Source organism: bacterium (Candidatus Blackallbacteria) CG13_big_fil_rev_8_21_14_2_50_49_14, from assembly GCA_002783405.1.
Lineage (GTDB): Bacteria > Cyanobacteriota > Sericytochromatia > UBA7694 > UBA7694.
Map to the genome: position 1 here is coordinate 178,960 of PFGG01000075.1, position 20,722 is coordinate 199,681.

Below are 20,722 nucleotides of genomic sequence, written 5' to 3' on the forward strand. Positions count from 1 at the left end.
GACAAGTCTGAACGACAGCGTCGCTATATAGATACTAGCAGTTTATACGGTATTTGAATCTAAAGTAGAGGGCAAAGAAAAATGAAAGTCAATCAGATTAAAAAACTCAGCAAGCCCCTGTTGGTTGGGCTGATCGGCAGCACCCTGCTGCTGGCGACTGGCTGTGGCAAGCGTACCCCGCTCGTCAGCGATGTCGCCAGTTCAGAACCTGCCGCAGGTGTTCCTGGCGTAGATCCCAATTTGGGTTCTGGCATTGGCGCTCCCGCACCCTATCCCGGAGACAGCAACAGTGATGGCTATTCTGATTTGCCCCAGCAGCCCACTGATATTCCTGAGCCCCTGCCTGCTCCTACTACCCCCGTACAACCCGGCGCACCGATCACAATGCGTGCCGTTGCAAATACCACTGCTTTTGCTCTGCCCCAATTCAGCAACCTCTTCCGTATCAACGGTGTCTATGTCTATATCCACCTGACCTGGCAGCCTGTGACCAACGCTGCTGAATACTGGCTCTATAAAGGCCGTATCCCCGAATTCAACGAAGCCCGTCGTGAAACCGCTTACGCGATTGTTCCCGCTGGTTTTGCCCGTGCAGGTTTTAAGGATGGCCTTGAAGCCCCCAACCTGAACGGTGGCAGCCTGCTCGACAAACTTCAGCGCGGTTTCAATATGATTACCAATCGTCCTGGCGTTCAGTACGATTACAAGGTCATCGCAGTAGACGCCAATGGCATTCCGATGTCTGAATCCCCCATGGTTCAGAGCGTCCCCCTGGCGCCGATCAGCTCTCCCAAGCTGGATCCCGCCGCTGATACCAATACCCGCAACCCCCTCTTCACCTGGAGAGATGGTCAAGAAGGCACCAAGCCCGATGGTTACTACACCATGGTTTTCCCCTCCGTGCAGTTTACCAATGGCACCTTGCCTCCTACCTCTATCGCCTACTGGAGCGTTTTCCGCCCCGCTGGCACCAACGTGGTTCGCTATGGCGATGACAGTTCCAATCTGACCTCTTATAGTGGCACCTTGCCCTTTGACATCACCTTCACCCTGGGTGCGGGCAAGAATTATTCCTGGACTGTGGTAGGTGTCAAAACCGATACCGGCGATATGAAAACCGCCAGTGCCATTTCACGTAGTTGGAGCGGCTTTGGTAACTTCCAAATTGCAGCAAATGCTGCTCCTCCTGTGGTCACTGCCAACAGCGTCCGCCGTCGGCAACAACAGGGTGGCGTGAGCAGCTTCGCAGCTCCCCGTTATGGACAGGCTCCTGTGGGCCAGACCACCTATGGTCAAGGTTATCCTCAGCAGACAGGTTACCCCCAACAGTATCCTCAACAACAGGCTCCGCGTGCTCCCCAGCCGCAGATCCCCACCAATGCACCCCGCTTCTAGTTTGAGTTACAATAAAAAGTAATCAAACCCAATTTGGAGGCGCCATGCAAGTCAAACGACTGATTCATCTGCTCACTGCAGTTTGGATCAGTCTTGTCTTTTTGCTCGCCTGCCGCCCCAGCAATCTGGTGGATGGGGGCATTCTTGGCCCCGGCATTCCTGTTTCGCTCACCATTCAAGTCGTCGATGCCCTGACCCTACAACCCATCAGTGGGGCCCGCATCACCCTCAAAAAAGATGGGCAGAATATTGCGCCCGATCAGGCCTCTGATGGTTCTGGGGCCGCCGTATTTACCAATGTGCCCTCGGGTGATGGCTATAAAGCCTTTGCAGGCAGTGTCAGGGGCTATACCCCAGCCGCCTCCCCCGCAATCAAACTCACCCAAAATGACAGTGTACAAATTGCCATGTCACCGAGTGTCAATTCCGGCGCCGGTCTGGTAGCGGGCTCGGTCAAAGATGCAAGTACCCAGGCCCCGCTGGCAGGGGTTTCTGTCAATCTGGTGCCCATGGCGGGTCTGGCCAGCTACCGTGCCCCCACCCCAAGAGCGGGCGTGCAGCAAATGTCAGTGCCGCGTTATCCCCCCTACCGAATTCAACAGGTTCCACCAGTGCCCGGTGGCAGTGTGGTTCAAACCGACGCCTCCGGCCAATTTACCTTCAACAGTGTTCCCGGTGGCGCTTACCAGGCTGTTTTTCAAATGCCTGGCTATAAACAGATGACCCGTGACAATATCGTGGTCACCCCCGGTGAAAGCACCACGATTGAAACCGTCTTCATGAAATCAGGCTCAGGCACGGGCAACAGTGCCGGCAATATCCTGGTCGTCGAATCAGGTCGCGTGGTGCAAATGAATGCCCAAAACCAGATTATCTGGCGTTTTGCCACGCCCAATCCCTCTTCGGCCACCCGTCTGCCCGATGGCAATACCCTGGTCGCCGATGAAAGCGCCAGCCAAGTCTGGTCGATTGGCCCCGATGGCAGCATCCTTTGGAAAATGGGCAGCACCTTGGGCCTGATCAATACCCTCTCTGGGCCGGGCTGGGTTTCAGCGGCCAAAGACGGATTGTCTTTTCTGATCACAGATACCGGCAATAACCGCATCCTTGAAATTCAAAACGGTCAAATTGTCTGGGAATTCAAACAAACCCTCTTGCGTCCCCGTTCAGCCACCTATATTCCCAATGGCAATATTCTGATCGCTGACACAGGCAGCCGAAGAGTGATTGAAGTAACCCGCAATGGACAGGTAGTCTGGAGCTTTTTAACCGATATGTCGGCCCCTGTGCACGCTGTTCGTTTGGAAGACGGCAATACCCTGATCACCGATGCGGGCTATAACCGCGTGATCATGATCAACGCGGCCGGACAATCCGTTTGGTATTTTGATGGTTCAGCCGATCCAGCCGGCCCACTCAACCGCCCCCGCAGTGCCATGGCCTCTGCTACCGGTACCTTCTTGATTTCAGATACCGGCAATAACCGCATTCTTGAGGTCAATCGGCAGCGTCAGGTGGTCAATGCCCTTTCCAATTTTGCGCACCCTCAGGTCATTGAACGGCTTTAAAATCAAGCCGGGACAGGCACTTCTCCCTTAAGCCATTGGCGAAAAAGACGTGCATTTTCAAGGGTCAAAGGATAATCTTCCTGCGGTTCAATCCAAAAAGAACAGACCTCGGAGATCAATTCATCTTCCCATTCAAAGATCTCTGAGCGGGTCAAGGTTTCAGCGATCAGTCTGAGATCTTCAGGGGGCATAATTTCATTCAAAACAGAATCACAAACCCGTACCAGATCAAAGGGTTCTAAAATATACACAGTGTTCATATCGCGAAAGGTATAGTGAAACGACTCGTCTTCATCCTGTTCGCGTGCCAGTTGCAGAACATCCTGCAAGTCCTGGGCATCAATTTCTTCCAGAAAAAATTGGTGTAATGCGTTTTCTAACATCTCATTGTCTCTTCTTTAGTATCATCAATCCGCAACAAGCGGTAGGCAGCATAAATCATAAAAGGGGGGAACCAGGTGGCAGGTGTTCAGCACAAAGCTTGCTGCACGCTCTCCCTACAAGAGCGACCTGCTTACGTGGATTTCAAAATTGAATCTTTTTTAAATAAACTGTGTTCAGCAGGGGCTTGTCAAGCATTTTAGGCTCAAGAATCAGGGCTCCGGCTTGAATCCGAAAAGGAGAAGCCAAAAAAGAATCTGAAAAAACACGCCAGGTATCCAAGCCGGCGGGCAAAACGGGCTTGAGTTGAGCAGCACGCAGGGCAAGAAAACCAAGTCCCCAGGCACTTTCAAAAACACTGCTGAGGGTGAGGGTTCTGTTTCTGGCACGGGCCGCCTGAATCCAAGTCTCTGTCTGAGCAGCCCCCAAGAGCATGGGCTTGAGAACGATTCCAGCAAGCGTATGCCAAGGCAAATGCTCGGGCTGAAAGGCCATCAGACTCTCATCCAGCACCAGTGACCAAGCCGTCTCTTGGGCCAATACCGACAGATCAGCCAGATCACGGAGAGGCTCTTCTATATAGGCAAAGGGTAGATCCTGCCAAGCTTGGGCACGGGCCAAGGCTTCAGGTAAATTCCAGCTGCGGTTGGCATCCAAGCGCAGCTGAATATCTGAAGCTGTGGCATCAAAAATCGCGTGAACTCGCCGGGTATCCTGAAGCAAATCCAAAAATCCCACTTTGAGTTTAAAACACCGGTAGCCCTGGGCATAATAAGCCGCACTCTCTTGTGCCAGGGTCAGGGGATCCGCTGCTGTTAAAAGTGCATTCAAAGGAATCTCTACGCTGTGAAGCTCCCTGCGAAAAACATCGTCCTGGGCCATTTTCAGCCCCCAGGCCAAAGCGGGGAAGCGCTCTGCGCTTGAAGGACGGAGATCCTGAGCATTCTGAACCAGCCAGGTCTGAGCCTCCTGAAGTGAATCCGTGCTTAAACCTGGAAAAGGGGCAACTTCACCCCACCCACGCGAACCATCGCTGCGCCTAATCTCAAAGAACAAACCCTGACGCGCTTCTAAAAGCCCATATTTCATTTCTAGAGGAACCCGCAAGGGCAGATGGTATGACCAGAGTTTTTTTAATTGCATTGTACAAACAAACAGGGTGGGCCCTTGAACCCACCCTGTTGAGTTTTCACCTTATCAGTTTAGGGACAGGTCCCGATCAGGCCTGTGGCAGAAGCGCCACCCTGAGACTTGGACCATTGAGCCGTATTGGAAAGGCCAGTACTGTCACCATAGACCGTGTACATGCGTCCATCCAGCGTACCCGCAAAGATCGTACCATCACTGCCAATCGTAATACTGCTGCGAATCGGTCCGCCTAAATTTTTGACAAAGCGTTGAGAAAGAGGAGAGGTCGCATTGGTTCCATTGATAGAATACAGCAACCCACCTTCGGTACCGACATAGATAATGTCTTTTCCGTCAGCCCCTTTGCCAATCGCAGGGGCAGAAAACTCAACCACATTGCCCAAACCAAACTCCAGAATCACTCCTGAATTGGTACCATTATAAGAGGTAGGAATGGCTTTTAAAATCCCATTTTCAGAGGCCGTATAGACGGTTCCATCCGAGCCAATCACGGGATTTGCATCTCCCTCACCGACAAAAGCACGCCAGACTTCAGCTCCAGTAGTCGGGTTGACCTTGAACAGGGTTCCCGTTTCATTCATGACATAAATCATGCCCTGATTATCAACTGCCAGCGGGGAGTTGAGGGCCATGTCCAAAGCTGTGGCATTCACATTGCACCCCCCTGAAGTACAGACTTGAGTGGGCGTGAAGGTCGTGACAGCGCCGCCCGTTAAACTGGTAATTTTCAAACCATTTTGTGAACCCGAAATCACCCGGTTATTGGTTTGATCCACCAAAGGAGAAGCGTAGCGAGATGTTTGTGTTGCGGTTGTAGGAAAGCCAGTCGGCAAACCAATCGTCGGAATCAATTCGGTCATCGCACCCGTGGCTAAATTAACCTTGACCAAACGGCGATCGTTGGTTTGCATATAGACATTGCCCGAACAATCTATCGCAGGCGCACTGTATTCAAAATTTCCTCCCGCGGTTGCCACTGGAAAATTGAGATTCTTTTCAGCAAGAGCCAAAGGGTTTGAAATATCAATGGCATGAATCTTGCCCGCACTGTCGCCAAAATAGACCACATTGTTAAACAGAGCAGGAGGAGCAGTTACCGTTAAAGAACTCACCCCCAAACTCAATGAACTTTTCTGCACGCCATCAGGCCCAAACACATAAAATTTATTGCCCGCAGCAAAATAAGAATTGCCGCTTGCATCTACCAAGGGCGTAGATGATACCTGCTGATTGAGAGACAGACTCCATTTTTGAGTTCCTGCCGGCACACTGAAACTGGGATTGACGTCAAATACGACATTCCCAGTCGCGGCCGGATTCGTTCCACCCGTCGTTCCACCCGTCGTTCCACCCGTCGTTCCTCCCGTGGTGCCACCTGTGGTTCCACCCGTGGTTGTACCACCTCCTCCTCCGCCACCTCCGCCTCCGCCGCCACCACCACCACTGGTGATGCCGCTGTTGGAGATTTGAACTTTCAAGGCCGGAGAAAAGAGAATCTCATCATTATGAAGCGTCACTTTTGTCACCACTTCATAATTGCCATCAGTCAACAAAACAGTATTGATTTGATATTTAAACCCGTCTCCGCTGACCAACCCTCCAATCGGGGTAAAATTTCCTACGGGTAAGAGACGGTACATATACTGCACGGTTTTTACATTCTCACTACAACTCAAAGAGGAACTCACATTCAAATAGCCTTGAATCACATCTTGTTTATCCAAGGACAGGCTGGTTCCGTCTACGCGCTGACCATTGATACTGATCAAAGGAGAACAAGCCACACCATTATTGGTTAAGTTTGGGTTTGTAACAGGAGAGGTGGGTTCCGGGTTGCCAGAAGTGCCACTCACAGGGCTGGCTGAAGCCTGAGGCGTGGTGGAAGAAGTTCCTCCATTTGAACCTGTATTTTGCGCAGCACCTGTATTATTACCAGTATTTGCAACAGACTGCACAGGAGAAGGATTCTCTGTATTTCCCTGGGGTTGAGTTACAGGTGTCACACAACTTGCCAAAGCAAAACTAACCGCCAGGCTAAAGGCCCATTTATCCTGAAACTTAAAATTAAACATAGTCTCTCCATCTCCTTGTTTACATTGAGAGCCCCGAACAAAACCTTCCATTTTCATGCTATGCCAGCTGGTGACGCGTATCAAGAAGGAAGGATTGCTTATTCCTTGATACGTATCAAGGAATAAATCTGCTCGATATATATTAATATATTACTATATATTATCATAAAAATGAGAATCTACCGTATCTGATTTATCGTAAAATAAGAAGAGTTCTTGCACGGCTTAAAAAAATAAAATTTTTTTTTTAATATAGGCTTAAAAAACAAATGTTCTCCCAATTTAGTGGCTATTTAAGGATTATCTCTCTAATCGTCGTGCTCTGTAGCTGTGCTCCCAGCACAAAGCCGCAAAAAACGCCATCCTCCCCCTCTTACTTTGGAGCCGCTTTCACAGTTATCACAAACAGCTGTATGCCCTGTCACAATCACCAAACCCTGCCTGAAGTAATTGTCAAAACACAATCATTAAACGCGCAAAACATCGCCGGTGAATCACGGATACGTATACTCAAAGAATTAAAGGAGCTACGCACAGCGCAAGCTTCTGGCAGCCCCCTCAGTTTCATGCGTGAAGAAGATTTAAAAAATCAATTTCTCGCTATGCCAGGAGAATTTTATAACCTATTGGAAAAGGGAAACATGCCCCCCTCTTGGGCTCCTGAACTGATGAAGCAGATCAAATGGCCCTATTACAAGCCCCTGACGCCTAAAAACAGAGTTTTACTCCTGCAATACGCAAAACCCTATTCTGAAAAATATTTGCGCTAAAGTTGTAAACGCGCAGCAATCGAACGCAGACGTTCATATTGGTCCTTCAACAAATAGGCCAATTCTTGCCCTGCTTTGAGCAAAAATTCGGAATCTCGCCCACGCACCTCCCAAATTTGGCGAATAAACGCAGCGACCACTTCATCATGTACGCCTGGAGCTTCGATTAAATTGCGCAGACAGAAAAGGCGCTCACTGAAGCGGATCACCTCGTCAGAATTGCAGGCAAAAGTAAAATCGTGAATCTGAGGAGGATAGGGTGGGAAATGCTGATAATAAATACCTTTTTCCCAATAGCCCACAATCAAAGCTCGAAACTCCAAACTTAAAAGGTCAAAGATCTGGGGCTGTTGCTCCCTGAGTTCCCTCCGCGTCAAATTCAAGGCCACCGGACGGTGAACCCCATCCATGCTGCGGGTTTCAACATGGGAAACCACACCCAGAATATACAGCCCATTCTCTTCACCACGGGCCTTCACCAAACGTCCCAAGCGAGGCGATTGACGTTCACCGGTCTCTGGGTTTTGAAGTGCCTGCGACAAGAAATGGATCGTGCTGGCTTCGATTACTTCACCAATATGTTCAAAGGCCGTCATCAGACTATTCCTCGTCTTTTTTTCAATTCTTTACGTGAAACCTGAATCCCGATCTGGGCATCTGCCAATTTACGAGAAAGTAGGGCATAAAATTGAGCGCGATCAGAACTTTTAACCACCGCCTGATTATGTGCTTCAGCCAGGGCAATCGGGTAACCTCTGCCTTTTTCTACCTGACTGAAAACATATCCATGCACAGCCATCAACCACTCGGGCCGATCAGCCACCCATCTCGGAATTTCAATTCTGGCAACCTCAGCACCACAATGCAGATAAAAGAAACAGAGTTCATGCCCCTGAAGTGGCTCCGGCGTAGTTGCCAAAGGCGTAAATAAAGGAGAACGTTCCCCCAAATCCAATATATCCTGCCAGAGCTGCCGGTCAGGGAAAGGAGCCAAGCCAGAACAGGGTTCTTGCCCTTCGGTACAAAGTGTTTCGCAAGTCGGCCGCTCATAAGGACAGCGCTGCAAACGTAAAAAATTGATCACTTCCGTACGTCTGGATTGACTGATATAAGCGCAAAGCGGAATCCCTTGGGAACGGATCTGATTGAAAGCTCCAGCCAAACGTTTAAAGGCTGTCATCTGCAAAGTTTGGGGCAAGGCCATCAATTCAGGCAAGAGACCTGTCAAACTTCCATCAATCATGGCAAGAACAGGCCTTTCAGGCCATAGACGACGGGTCTCTACACAAAGCTCGGCCAACTCCTCAAACTCTTTTAAACCGCGTTCCAAGCCAATCCATTGTTCTGAAACCCCAACAAACTGGCGACGAACCTGGGTATAGAGATCCTGCTCACGGTGATAAAGAAATGGCTCACTCTCTTGCAAAGGGCGCTCACCCGTTCCATAAAGGTAGCGGATTCGCCCAATATTGACCAGATAACAGGGGCTGATTTCATGACGGCTGGGCACGATCTGTGAGCCATCCGTCGCCAGAACAATATGCTGTGGCGCAAGATCGGGCAGCGCAGCCCGATGATTTAAGGGTTCCAAAGGACGTGCCGAACCCCAAGGAAAGTCTTTCGCCTGAAGCAGTTTTTCAACCAAGCTTGCTTCCTGAAGCAAGGCCCCATTCCAAGTCTGCCGAACCAACGCGCGACGTCCATCAAACAGAGAAGCTTCTTCACGAAAATCAAAAGCAGCGTGACGCATTTGGGAAGCAAGCTTCGCTAAATTCAACATCTGAATCCACTGAAAACAAAACACCGCATTTTTAAAAAGAACATCCTACACTTTCTCATCTCAACTGACGCCACGTCGGCTCAAATACATACAGCATTATACTCAAAAATGAAGCATCTTCCCCCGTACAAGGCAGCAGAAACACAAAAAAACTGATAAAAATATTAAATTTAGATCCAGATCTCGATCAGGCACAAAAACAAGTAATAGCAACAAATTCAACTTAACCAAATTAAAAGCCAGAAAAAAAAATAACTTGATTCGCAAAATTTTACACTTTAAGATGAATAGGTTTTCAAATATTTGGGAAGTATAATGATGGAGTTGAGAAACAGAAAATGAAATCTGATCTCTCAAGATCTGAAAGAGTTGTCGGTTGTGAATCTTTAGTTTATATCTGTGGTTGTGAACCGAAATATTTATTATTTTAAGTGAGGACTTATCTGAATGATTAAAAATCTGAAAAAACAAAAAGGGTTTACCCTGATCGAACTGATGGTCGTAATCGTGATCATCGGTATCTTGGTTGCAATTGCATTGCCCAACTTCATTGGTGCTCAAGACCGCGCCAAGATCTCCAGCATTAAAGCCAATATGCACACTGTACAAACCATGCTTGAAACCTACGGTGTTGATTGGGGTGGTACCTATCCAATTGGAGCAACTGCACCTGCTGACTTGATCACTGAATCACGCACAGCATCAAACCCTTACTATAAGGATTTTGTCAATCCTTTTACAAGCCAAGGGATGGGTGCTACAGGCGGTACCGCAAGCAACTCCTTTACTACTATTACTGCCACAACTGCAGCAGCGGCTAATATTGGTCGTGTATTGTTAGATGCTGGTGTTACCAGCAATACCAAATACTACCTGTATGGTGGAGACAAAGTTGGAGCTCTCTTAAAAGACAAGGGCAACAACTTCTATCTGTCTAATAGCTAATAACAGCTTGTTTTTGTAGCGAAAAAGGAGATCTAAGGATCTCCTTTTTTTAGTTTTCAGCTTAGAAAACAAACGAAAAACCCTCAGTGGAAGGTTAAAATACTTCCCTTTTTCGATCTTTTCTGACAAACTGATACAGTTGAGTGTTGTCCTCATAGAGGATTACCTAGCCCTGAGCGCACTCCAAAGAATAAACTCTACCTGAGTCCTGTTCTAAATTTTCTAACTGAGCCCAACGGTCTATCAGAACCCCTTCAGGTTAAGAAGATTTGAACTTCAGAGTAAATGAAAGCTTGATCTCGGTAGCACTTGTTGTACAATGTGTGAAGGCTCAAGCACGGCTCGCTTTTAGAATTTAAGAGGGTGAGTGCAATCAAGTGCCCCGCCCGAACAAAATGGATACTGGATGGAAAGAATGAATACGACGTACAGCGCAAAAAAACATGAACTGTCCAAAGAATGGTTTGTGATCGATGCCAGCGGACAAACGCTGGGCAAACTGGCTGTTCAGGTCGCAAATATTCTTCGTGGCAAACACAAACCCACCTATACCCCCCATGTGGATGCCGGAGATTTTGTGGTCGTGATCAATGCAGAAAAAATAGCTGTTTCCGGAAAAAAACGGGATCAAAAACAATATATACATCATACCGGTTACCCGGGTGGATTTCGCTCTGTAGCTTTTAAGGACTTGCAGGCCAAGCATCCCGACCGGATTATTTTTAAGGCTGTGAAAGGCATGTTGCCCCATAATCGTTTGGGACGCCAATTGGTCAAAAAGTTGAAAGTATATGCCGGTGCTGCGCATCCGCATGAAGCTCAACAGCCCAAAGTTTTTTCACAGGCCAGTAAATAGGAAGAAGGAGTAAATCATGAGCGTACAGTATTATTGGGGCACCGGTCGTCGTAAAACAGCTGTAGCCCGTGTGCGTCTTCGTCCTCAAGGCGAAGGCCAAGTGATGATCAACGGGCGTCAATGGAAAGATTATGTTGGGGGCAGCCCCCGTTTACATGCAGACCTGCATGCGCCTCTGCGTCTGCTCAATTTGCAGCATAAATATGATGTCATGATCAATGTCAACGGTGGCGGTATTCACGGACAAGTTGGCGCCATGCGTCACGGTATTGCCCGTGCTTTATTGGAAGTAGATCCTAGCTTCCGCCACAGTCTGAAAAGCGCAGGCTACCTGACCCGTGACCCTCGCGTTAAAGAACGTAAAAAATATGGTCGCAAGAAAGCCCGTAAGCGCTTCCAGTTCTCTAAACGTTAATTTTTCTGGAACTGGTGAATCATCTTGTGACGTCAAGAAAACAGAGAGAAGTTATTTACTTTTCTCTGTTTTCTTTCTGTTTAAAATTTTCTTTGTCTGCTCTGGTGTTCAGGTTCCTGTTTGAATCAAAAACACCAGAGAACAGATTTTTGAGCTTGTATTCCTGCACAAAATTGTCAGGATAAAACATATGCGAACCACCACTCAAACCTATTTAATTCCCATCGGTTTAATTCTCCTTCTTTTTTGGTCTGCCTTGGAATATGGAGGCCGTTATTTGTACGGGCAAACATTGGCTCAAACCCTTACAGGAGGTATGGTGCTTCTGTTTGTTCTCCATCAAATTCGCACGCAAACAGCTCAAAATCGCTACCCGCTGATTCTTGTCACTGGGCTTTGGTTTGGGGCATTGGTTCTGGCCTGGATTTTTTCGATCAATCGCTTGGCCAGTTTAGAGGAACTGCTCCGATATTTGATGTATCTGCTGCTTCCCCTGCTGCTCTTTTTTAATCTAAAATCTCAGCGCATGTTGAATAGCCTGTCACTTGCACTGGTCTTCGCTGCGCTTACCATTTGCGCAATTGGCTGGTTAAATAGCTCTGGGCAAGACAGCAAACTCACTTCGACCTTCAATCGCACCAATGATCTGGCCGGCTATTTAATTATCGTGATCCCTCTGGCTCTCCACCTGACCTTAACCCTTGCCAAAACAAAATCCAGACTTTTTTTGGGCGCTATCAGTGCAATTCTTACCTCCAGCTTAATTGTGACTCAATCACGAAGCAGTTGGCTGGCCTGTCTGGTATCCCTGCTGATTCTAGCCTATTTTCACAGAGATAAATTCAAACGCCCTGAAACGCCTTGGCTGGGAGGCGTGATGCTCTTGCTAATCTTAGGAGGTACTGCGCTCAAATGGGATCATTTGGCCCCTCGTATTCAAACCCTGCTCAGTCTCAGTATTTTGCAGGAAAATGCAACCGCCTGGCGACTTGCTTTACTCAAAGGTGCTTGGCAAATCTTTCTTGATTTTCCGATCCTGGGAACAGGCCCCAATACCTTTTCTCTGATTTACCCCAGCTATCAAAACCAGTTAGGCTATTATTCAATCAATCCCCACAATTATTACCTGCAAATACTGGCTGAGACCGGTTTTTTCGGCTTCCTGGCAGCTCTGCTCTATATCGTCTATTTAATGCGTACCATCAAAAAGACAGGCAATCCACTTATGCCTGGGGTCATTGCAGGTCTCTCAGCCTCTTTATTTCACACAGGTTTTGATATTGATTGGAGCGTCAGTGCAATTCCCATTATTTTCTTTTTCCTAGCAGGTCTGGGTTTGGCCAAACCGCAGGAAGAGAATGATGAAAATTTTATTCCCTCCCCCAAAGCACCAGCCTCCAAAATTCTTTTTCAAAGTTTGGGGTTGTTTGCGGGTTTGGCGCTGATGATCTTACCCACCATGAACCAATCTTCTGCAAATGCTTTTGCAGAGGCAGCCTCGGCCCATGAACAAAATGATAAACAAAAAGCACAAGCGGCTTTAGAAAAAGCCATCCGTCTGGCTCCCTGGCCTTCTGGCCGACATCATGCCTTGGCCGCACAAATCGAACTAGAGAAAAAAAACTACAGCAAAGGGCTCGCGCTAATTGTAAAGGCCATGGAACTAGACCGTTACAATACTGAATACATGAAAATAGCAGCAGACCTACTGATCATACTGGGAAAAAATCAAGAAGCAGAAACTCTGCTTAATAAACGAATTCAAACCGCACCTTTTCACCATCCCAGTTACTATTCTGATCTGGGTGATTTTCTCTGGCAAAATAAAAAACCAGAACAAGCCTATCAATGGTACATAAAAGGCTCCCAAATCTTTACAGATCAAAAGCTAAAGCGATATGAGCACTATACACCCTCCCACCGCTTTCAACTCTTTATGCTCTATCAACGGCTTGCGCAACTCAGTCTCTTTCTCAAAAAAACGAAAGAAGGAGAGACCTTTGCCAGCCAAGCACAAGATCTGCTTAAAAATGCGGGGGCTGATATGTTTGTAACATCAGGTCTTAACAATCCCATCCAGGCGATCAACCATTACTGGAAAAACCTACGAAACGATTCAATAAAATTAAGCCTGCGCCCCGAAATAGACATTCCAGCTCCTGGCACGGATATCGAAATCAAACCTCAGGAGATCCTGTTTTTAGAAGCAAAACGCAATATCTTTAGTGCATCACTGGTTTATACACTTCCCATTCGCCCCAAAGGGAAACAAAACTGGAGTCTTTTATATCTGCATGACGATCTGCAGGGGACTTCAGATGGTTGGAAAATCGTCAATCGCATGGTCTTATCCCCCATCAAAAAACCATGAAAAAAGGTTTACAGCTCTTTGTGGACACAATGAGGCTCAAAGAATACAACTGGCACAATTAGATCAGAAATTGGGACCTTGGTTGAAGCCCACTCAACACCCAACGCAACAAACTCTGCCTTTTTAAAAAAGATAGAATTCAATGCCCTTGGAGCAAGTGGGGTATACTGAACAAGAGTTATTGTCGGGCCAAAACACACGATTCATGAAGATCAAACAAAATTCACTGCACTATTTGCAACTCCTTTCTAAAATATTTTGGGGATGCTTGCGTGCGGGAGTACTGCTGTTCATGGCCCTTTTCGCTACGCTCCTGATTTTAGTGCAGCACCCCCCCCCCTTTCTTCACCGTTTAATCAAAGAACAAGCTGCCCTTCAGGCTCAAGCCCAGACCGGTCTCCCCCTCAATATGGAGCGAATCTCAGTGCTGAAACTGCGGCCTTGGGCACAAACCCTTGAAATTGAAAATCTTCGCATATGGGGTTATCAAGGAGCTTCTCAGCCTTTTTTGGTTTTGCCCCGGCTCCGATTGGAGCTGGATCTTTTCAATTATTTATTGCACAAACCCGCCAGAAACCAACTGATCTTATCCAATCCGCGTTTTTTTATTTTGCGGGATGCCACAGGTAAACTCAATGTCCGTCCTCGCCTCAAACCGGGCAAAAAAGAAGAGGAAAAAGGCCCGCGTCCCTTTTTGCCGCAATTTTTGCTGCGTATAGAAAACAGCCGGGTACATTATCAGGATCAGGATCGGCACTATCCTTTAAAAACAGCCCTTCGTTTTCCGCTTTTAAAGGCCGAGATCAAAGACCAGGAACACCTTGATTTTTCTGCCCGTTTGCGCAGCCGTTTAAGCGATCTGGACGCCCAGGGCCAATTGAATATTTGGAGTGGCCAAACAGAAATTCAGGCAGAACTCACCAATCCAGATTTAAAGCCAGCCGCCGCATATGCAGTCCGGGTCAAGGATTTAAAGATCAGCCAAGGAGCCGTGGCGCTCAAACTCAAGGCCCACTGGGAAGATTATCAACTGAAACAATTGCGCTACCAGGGCCATCTCTCAGTTCAAGCTTTGAAAGCCCGTGTTCCTCTGTATCGCTTACCGCTCAGGGTTTCAACAGATACCTATTTTACCCAGGATCTGCTCCAGATTAACGCCCTGCACCTGCAAAGCCCACAACAAGACCTCAGCGCGCAAGCCCTTCTCAGCCACTATCGCCAACCAGAAAAAATGCAGATCGAAGCAAGCCTTCAGATTCAAAATCTGGATCTTGGCGAACTAAGTTCATCTCTGATTCATCCGGCCCTTCAAAGCTTTCGCGAAATGAATCCCTCAGGTAAATTGCGTTCACGCCTGCACGTGAATGGCACCCTTCGCAATTTAAGGGTTCAGGGAGAAGCCGAAATGCCTCAGGCCAATATTCGCAAAATTCAGATTCAACATGCCAAAACCCGCTTCAGCTACGGAGACAATCAAGTCAAGATCCCCCATTTTGAAGCCCAGGTTTTTGAAGGACAAATCGCGGCACAAGCCGCATTACAACTGGGTAAAAATGCCCAAATTCAAGCTGAACTAAAAGCCCGAAATGTCTCTTTGGCCCCCATGAAGCAAGCCTTTGCGCTGACGCTTCCCCAGGACTACTCCCCGATCGGGCGCGTCAGTTTAGATGCCAGAGCCAATGGTTCGTTGAGTTCACCCCATGCCAAGGGGCGTCTCACATCAAGCCAATTAAGTTTTCCTGGCAGTCAAAAACTCTCAAGCCTGCAAAATATTGCACTCAATTTCGACTATAGCAAAGCGCTTACCCTGGGCAGCCTGCAAACCCAGGCGGCCGATATGGGAGTCCTTAAAATGGCGCTGCGCTTGAAAAATATGAATGAAATTGAAGCATGGCTTGAAAGTGAAAACCTGCCCCTCACCACAGTGAACAGATGGGCTCCGTCGCCCTATTTCAAGCAGGGCACCGCACGACTCAAGGGGCATTTAAACGGTTCTCTGGCAGACATCAAGAAAAATTGGCAGACCCTTTCTGCTCAAGCGCAATTGGAAACACAGAATATGCGTGTTTCCTATCCCCTGAATAAAACGCAGCCTCCCCTGGATCAACACCTGGATCAATTCAAACTGGATCTCGATTGGCAAAATGGGCACGCCCATTTCAAAGAATTGATCCTGGCAGAAAATGAATCTGTTCTCAAGGGCTCTGGCAGCGCTTCTTTGAGCGCCCTTCAGGGGCAAGACTGGTCCCACGCCCTGCAGGCCCATCTGGACGGAAAATTGAATACCTTGGATTTTCCTTTTCTCAAAAATTACCAGGTCGAGCAAGGTCAATTTGAAATCAGCCTGGACGTACAGGGAGCCCCAAACCGCGACTTTCAGATCAGCCTAAAAACCCAGGGCCATGATCTGGGCTTAAAAGGCATCCGCCTGGCAAGCTTGGGATTGGAAGGAAAATATGCGGGTAAAAAACTGAAGATTCAACAGGCCCATCTGCAACAGGGAGAAGATCGGGTCGATCTCAGTGGACAGGTCGATCTCAATGCCCCAAGCCCTGTTTTAAATTTACAGGCCAATAGTTACCGTTTTGATATACAAACCCTCTTAACCCTTTTACCACCAGACATACGCGCCCAGCTCGACAACCGCAAAAAAAATCTGGAAACACCTCCAGCCGACAAAGCGCCCCCGCTCTATGCCCTGCCCATGGTGCGTGAAAGAATTCTGTTCAAACCTGTCCTGGGCGATTCCAAACTGACTGAACTCAAACCCGAAGAATTGGCAATCCCAATGGGAGAACTGATCGAAGATCATTGGAACCGTTGGAAATTTCCCCCCGCCACTCTCGCCAATCGAAATGAAAACAGAGAAGAACCCCTGTCGCTGGGCGAAAGTCTGGCAGGCAAACTCTCGCTCGACTTGCAGGTCACAGGCAGCTTGGCCAATCCTCAAATTGCAGTACAAGGCCTGCTTCAAGAGGCCCAGGTACAAGACACCCAGATTTCAGAAAGCTATCTGAACGCAAAATACAGCAATCGACATATCACCCTGAACAAGGCCTATTTACAAGAAGCTGGCGGCAGTATTCTGCGCGCCTCTGGCGAGATAGATTTAGACAAGGAACTGCAACTTGAACTGCAGGGAGAAGGGATCAGCCTAAAAATTGCGGACCCTTTTCTCAAAGGCAAAACACGGCTTGAAGGCGGGCTCAACTTTTTTGCAGTGGCCTCTGGCAGCTTGAAACAACCTGAAATTTCAGCCCAAATGACAATTGATAAACTCTTGATGAATCAACTCTTTTTCGATCGTCTCGACAGTATTTCAGGCTATCGCAATGGCTATCTGAAGGATCTGCGTGTAGAGCTCAAATACGGCAACCAGGAGATCGTGGCCTATGGCGACTTTCCGGTTACCGATCTCAATAAACCTGTCGATCTGACCTTGAGTTTGCAGGATGACAGCTTTGGTCTGATCAACCTGTTTACAGGGGCTCTGGACTGGCGCAAGGGCAAGGGGGCCGTTCTGGTCAGATTGGTAGGCAGCCCCCGCAAACCTGAACTGGAAGGCACTTTTCGGATAGATCAGGCCACGGTTTATCTGCCTTCACTGAAAGAAACCATGAACAATATTGATATCAAAGGGGAAGTCTTTACCCAAAAAGTTCATATGGACTACCTACGCGGTAAACTGGCGGGGGGCAATTTAGAAGTCAAAGGTACGATGGATCTGCTCAATCTTTTGCCTTCGTTTCTCAATCTGGAAGCCAATGGTGAAAATCTCTTGATTCGCTATACCATGCCAGGGCTTTTAACCACACAAACAGCCGTCAAAGAAGCCAAGATTAAAATCAAGGGTTTGGTCAGTCAGCCCGTGATCAGCGGCAAGGTCAGCCTGGGTAAAAATGGCGAAACCACCTTCCCCTTTCTAAAAGATCGCCAGGATTTGCCTACCTCAAGTGAGGTCAAAGATGAAAGCGGAACCGTCAAACCTCCCCGCTTTTTATTTGGAGGACTCAAGGTTGAAATGCCCTTTGAGTACGGCTTGCATTCCCCCATTTTTGATATTCCCATTTTTTCAGAAAAAGGACTGAACTTACGCCATTGGGGGGGACAAATGACAATCACGGGCGATATCAAAGCCGAAAAAGGCACCCTCTATCTGTTTAACAATGCCCTCAAAGTCGATAAAATGGATGTCAATTTTCCCAAAGTGCGCACGGCAGTGGGTGAAACAGTGGGTATCAACCCCGATCTCAAAATTGAAACCAGCTTCAATGTCAAAGGCGCAGAACAGGCCGTTAAAGCCTTGATGACAGGCAAGCTTGAAGATCTGAAAAAAAATGAAATGCGTTTTGAATTCTCGAACAAACAGGGTCTGACCGATACGCAAATCTTTAACCAGATCTTTGGGGGAGAGGCCTTCACAGGTTTGAGTCAGGGCGATATTGCAGGGGTTGCGGCCAAATTCAGCGATGTCTTCCTGCGGGGGCTCTTCAACCCACTGACTTCCCGCCTGTCTGAACTCTTGGGCTTGGAAGAACTCTCCTTTGGCATTGTCGGACAATCTGTCAGTGGGCCGGTTTTCAGTTTCAATATCCGCTCCAATCCCTTTTTTCTGGTCGAAGATCTGATTGAGGAACGCCTCAAACAACTCAATTTTCTCAACCGGATCCGGATCTCGGGCGAAGGCACCCTTTCAGATCAAGCAGTCTACAAACTGGGAGGCAATTACAGTGTCAACGAAAATTGGGCATTGGATTACCAGTTTAAATCCAATGAACAACTGCACAAGGTCACCATTAAAGGTTCCTATAGCCTGCCAAGCGTTCTGGAGTGGCTGGGCTATTGGCGCAAACGTTTCAATGGAGAATTGCCTGCCCCCACCCCTTCTCCTGAACATGACGAGAATTCCTAAAGCCCTTCAAAGCAATCTGTTTTCAGAATTAATTTTTATAAACGCTCTTTCTCTGGGGGATTGGGTCTGCCTGTGTTCCAAGCTATAATGTCTGATATTGTAAGATCCATAGTTCTAAGGGTATAAATAGTTACTTGCAAACAAGGTGAATATCACAAGGAGTCAAATGAGATGGCAAAAATTGACAGTCTTTTCAAAGTATTGGTAGAAAAAGGCGGTTCGGATCTTCATATTTCACCCAACAATCCCCCATTGATTCGTGTCAGTGGTGATTTGATTCCCATCATGAATCAAAAGCTGACCGAAGACCAAATTCGCCCCCTGCTCTATGAAATCATGGATGATTTCGGCCGCAAACAATTTGAAGAAACCAATGATTTGGACTTTGCCTACAGTGTTGATGAATTAGGCTCCCGCTTTCGTGCCAATATTTTTATGGAACGCAAAGGCCTGGGTGCCGTTTTTCGTGTGATTCCCACCAAAATTCTCAGTGCAGAAGAATTGGGCTTGCCCAAGGTCCTGACCGAGTATTTCTGTCATCTGCACAAGGGCCTGGTTCTGGTCACGGGTGCGACAGGCTCCGGTAAATCAACCACCTTGGCCGCCATGGTCGATTATATTAATAAAAATCGCTCCGATCATATTTTAACCGTTGAAGACCCAATTGAGTTTGTGCACAACAGCCAAAAAAGTCTGGTGAATCAGCGTGAAGTCGGCAAAAACACAAAAACCTTTGCTTCAGCGCTCAAGGCGGCTCTGCGTGAAGATCCCGATGTTATTCTGGTCGGTGAAATGCGTGACTTGGAAACAATTGAATTGGCCATTACCGCAGCAGAGACAGGTCACTTGGTTTTCGGCACCTTGCACGCCTCTTCCGCTCCCAAAACCATCGACCGTCTGATCGACGCTTTTCCCACAGAAGCCCAGGAACAAATCCGTGCGATGTTGGGAGACAGTCTCAAGGGAGTCGTTGCTCAGCAGCTGCTGAAAAAGAAAGGCGGAGGCCGTGTCAGCGTTCAGGAAATCCTGGTGGGAACCCCCGCTGTCGCCAACCTGCTGCGTGAAGGCAAAACCTTCCAAATACCTTCAATTATGCAAACCGGCCGCAAAGATGGTCAAATGACCATGGACCAAGCCATCGAGGAGAAACTCAAGGCAGATCTGGTTACACCAGAAGAAGCCTATCTCAAGTCTCATGACAAGAGCCGCTTTAAACACCTGCTGCCCAAAGACGCGCAGGTCGAATAAGCGGTTTAAAATGCCAAAAGGCTCTCTGAAAAATCAGAGAGCCTTTTTTCATGAGCTTCTTGAATCAATTTCGCGCCCGAAACAGAGGGAAGATTTTAAACCCCAGTCAAACTGCGGGGAATTTTAGGATCGAATACATTTTTATTGTTCAGTTGAATTTCCAGGTTCTCATTTTGCTTAAAGCGATAGAGTTTGGCGGGTTTTTTTGAAAATTCCTGGGTAGTTTCTTCTGTATCCTCAAGGATATCCAAAAACGCAATTTTTTTACGGAAATTCCGTTTGTCTATTTGTTTATTTAAAATAATTTCATAGACCCGGCACAGTTCCGGCAACGTAAACTTGTCGGGCAAAAGCTGCAGCCCCAAAGTGGTATACCCCAACTTATTGCGTAAGCGCTGCAGAGCAAGATCAATAATCCGCAAATGGTCAAAAGCCAGTGATGGCAGCTGATAAACTGAGTGCCAGCGCACTTCACTGACTGCCTCAGAAGGGCGCAGGGTAAATTTTTCAGAGCTGACCAAAGCATAATAGGTAATCGTAATCACCCGGGCCCGTGGATCACGGTCAATTTCGCCAAAGGTATAGAGCTGTTCAAGATAAACATCATCCACATTGGTTTTTTCCTTGAGCTTATGCAATGCTGCGTCTTCCAGACTCTCAGCCATTTGCACAAAGCCCCCCGGAAGAGACCAATAGCCCTGAAAAGGCTCCATATTGCGCTGAACCAATAAGACTTTCAGATCTTCCTGCATAATTGTAAAAAGAACAATATCTACGGTAACAGCCGGATGTTGGTACTCCAGGATGTCGATAGCTCCAGTCCTCACTTTGCATTCACAAAAAAATTCACCCATGTCATA

15 protein-coding genes are annotated in these 20,722 nt (G+C 47.7%); 9 read left to right on the top strand and 6 right to left on the bottom strand.

All coding sequences use genetic code 11. The features are described 5' to 3' along the window. Positions 1-81 precede the first annotated feature (81 nt). A complete protein-coding gene (locus COW20_22180) occupies positions 82-1,395 on the top strand; it encodes a hypothetical protein (GenBank protein PIW45066.1) in 1,314 nt (437 codons plus the stop codon). A gap of 44 nt (positions 1,396-1,439) precedes the next feature. Next, entirely contained in the window at positions 1,440-2,963 is a 1,524-nt protein-coding gene (locus tag COW20_22185; GenBank protein PIW45067.1) for a hypothetical protein, read from the top strand. A gap of 2 nt (positions 2,964-2,965) precedes the next feature. On the opposite strand, the gene COW20_22190 is transcribed toward COW20_22185, so the two are convergent. From COW20_22190 to COW20_22200, 3 genes are all read right to left on the bottom strand, one after another. Continuing rightward, positions 2,966-3,346, bottom strand: a complete 381-nt coding sequence (locus COW20_22190) for a hypothetical protein (GenBank protein PIW45068.1) — start codon at positions 3,344-3,346, stop codon at positions 2,966-2,968. Between the two features lie 142 nt (positions 3,347-3,488). Next, positions 3,489-4,487: an o-succinylbenzoate synthase gene (gene menC, locus COW20_22195; protein PIW45069.1), complete on the bottom strand. Its 999-nt coding sequence runs from the start codon at positions 4,485-4,487 to the stop codon at positions 3,489-3,491. 59 nt (positions 4,488-4,546) lie between these two features. Then, entirely contained in the window at positions 4,547-6,565 is a 2,019-nt protein-coding gene (locus tag COW20_22200) for a hypothetical protein (protein ID PIW45070.1), read from the bottom strand. Positions 6,566-6,978: 413 nt separating this feature from the next. Between COW20_22200 and COW20_22205 the strand changes: the two genes are divergently transcribed. Next, a complete protein-coding gene (locus COW20_22205) occupies positions 6,979-7,335 on the top strand; it encodes a hypothetical protein (GenBank protein ID PIW45071.1) in 357 nt (118 codons plus the stop codon). On the opposite strand, the gene COW20_22210 is transcribed toward COW20_22205, so the two are convergent. Together COW20_22210 and COW20_22215 are read right to left on the bottom strand one after the other, a co-directional pair. Continuing rightward, the gene (locus tag COW20_22210) at positions 7,332-7,931 is read right to left on the bottom strand and encodes a hypothetical protein (GenBank protein ID PIW45072.1); all 600 of its coding nucleotides are present in this window, start codon (positions 7,929-7,931) and stop codon (positions 7,332-7,334) included. The genes COW20_22205 and COW20_22210 overlap by 4 nt on opposite strands. Beyond that, entirely contained in the window at positions 7,931-9,139 is a 1,209-nt protein-coding gene (locus tag COW20_22215) for a nuclease (GenBank protein ID PIW45073.1), read from the bottom strand. The genes COW20_22210 and COW20_22215 overlap by 1 nt, the downstream gene beginning before the upstream one ends. 435 nt (positions 9,140-9,574) lie before the next feature. Here COW20_22215 and COW20_22220 point away from each other — a divergent pair, with 435 nt between their 5' ends. From COW20_22220 to COW20_22245, 6 genes are all read left to right on the top strand, one after another. After that, positions 9,575-10,060, top strand: a complete 486-nt coding sequence (locus tag COW20_22220) for a hypothetical protein (GenBank protein ID PIW45135.1) — start codon at positions 9,575-9,577, stop codon at positions 10,058-10,060. Positions 10,061-10,475: 415 nt separating this feature from the next. Then, positions 10,476-10,916, top strand: a complete 441-nt coding sequence (locus tag COW20_22225) for a 50S ribosomal protein L13 (protein PIW45074.1) — start codon at positions 10,476-10,478, stop codon at positions 10,914-10,916. A gap of 16 nt (positions 10,917-10,932) precedes the next feature. Beyond that, complete coding sequence (locus COW20_22230; GenBank protein PIW45075.1) at positions 10,933-11,331, top strand: 30S ribosomal protein S9; 399 nt, start codon at positions 10,933-10,935, stop codon at positions 11,329-11,331. 190 nt (positions 11,332-11,521) lie between these two features. Beyond that, entirely contained in the window at positions 11,522-13,702 is a 2,181-nt protein-coding gene (locus COW20_22235) for a hypothetical protein (GenBank protein PIW45076.1), read from the top strand. Positions 13,703-13,844: 142 nt separating this feature from the next. Beyond that, complete coding sequence (locus COW20_22240; protein PIW45077.1) at positions 13,845-18,614, top strand: hypothetical protein; 4,770 nt, start codon at positions 13,845-13,847, stop codon at positions 18,612-18,614. 171 nt (positions 18,615-18,785) lie between these two features. After that, a complete protein-coding gene (locus tag COW20_22245; GenBank protein PIW45078.1) occupies positions 18,786-19,862 on the top strand; it encodes a type IV pili twitching motility protein PilT in 1,077 nt (358 codons plus the stop codon). A 95-nt stretch (positions 19,863-19,957) separates the two neighbouring features. Here COW20_22245 and COW20_22250 read toward each other — a convergent pair whose 3' ends face one another. Then, positions 19,958-20,716, bottom strand: a complete 759-nt coding sequence (locus COW20_22250; GenBank protein ID PIW45079.1) for an NUDIX hydrolase — start codon at positions 20,714-20,716, stop codon at positions 19,958-19,960. Between the last annotated feature and the right edge of the window lie 6 nt (positions 20,717-20,722).

Coding starts and splice junctions, on each gene's coding strand:
- COW20_22180 (PIW45066.1), top strand. CDS start 82: ATGAAAGTCAATCAGATTAAAAAACTCAGCAAGCCCCTGTTGGTTGGG.
- COW20_22200 (PIW45070.1), bottom strand. CDS start 6,565: ATGTTTAATTTTAAGTTTCAGGATAAATGGGCCTTTAGCCTGGCGGTT.
- COW20_22235 (PIW45076.1), top strand. CDS start 11,522: ATGCGAACCACCACTCAAACCTATTTAATTCCCATCGGTTTAATTCTC.
- COW20_22190 (PIW45068.1), bottom strand. CDS start 3,346: ATGTTAGAAAACGCATTACACCAATTTTTTCTGGAAGAAATTGATGCC.
- COW20_22185 (PIW45067.1), top strand. CDS start 1,440: ATGCAAGTCAAACGACTGATTCATCTGCTCACTGCAGTTTGGATCAGT.
- COW20_22225 (PIW45074.1), top strand. CDS start 10,476: ATGAATACGACGTACAGCGCAAAAAAACATGAACTGTCCAAAGAATGG.
- COW20_22240 (PIW45077.1), top strand. CDS start 13,845: ATGCCCTTGGAGCAAGTGGGGTATACTGAACAAGAGTTATTGTCGGGC.
- menC (PIW45069.1), bottom strand. CDS start 4,487: ATGCAATTAAAAAAACTCTGGTCATACCATCTGCCCTTGCGGGTTCCT.
- COW20_22250 (PIW45079.1), bottom strand. CDS start 20,716: ATGGGTGAATTTTTTTGTGAATGCAAAGTGAGGACTGGAGCTATCGAC.
- COW20_22205 (PIW45071.1), top strand. CDS start 6,979: ATGCCCTGTCACAATCACCAAACCCTGCCTGAAGTAATTGTCAAAACA.
- COW20_22210 (PIW45072.1), bottom strand. CDS start 7,931: ATGACGGCCTTTGAACATATTGGTGAAGTAATCGAAGCCAGCACGATC.
- COW20_22245 (PIW45078.1), top strand. CDS start 18,786: ATGGCAAAAATTGACAGTCTTTTCAAAGTATTGGTAGAAAAAGGCGGT.
- COW20_22230 (PIW45075.1), top strand. CDS start 10,933: ATGAGCGTACAGTATTATTGGGGCACCGGTCGTCGTAAAACAGCTGTA.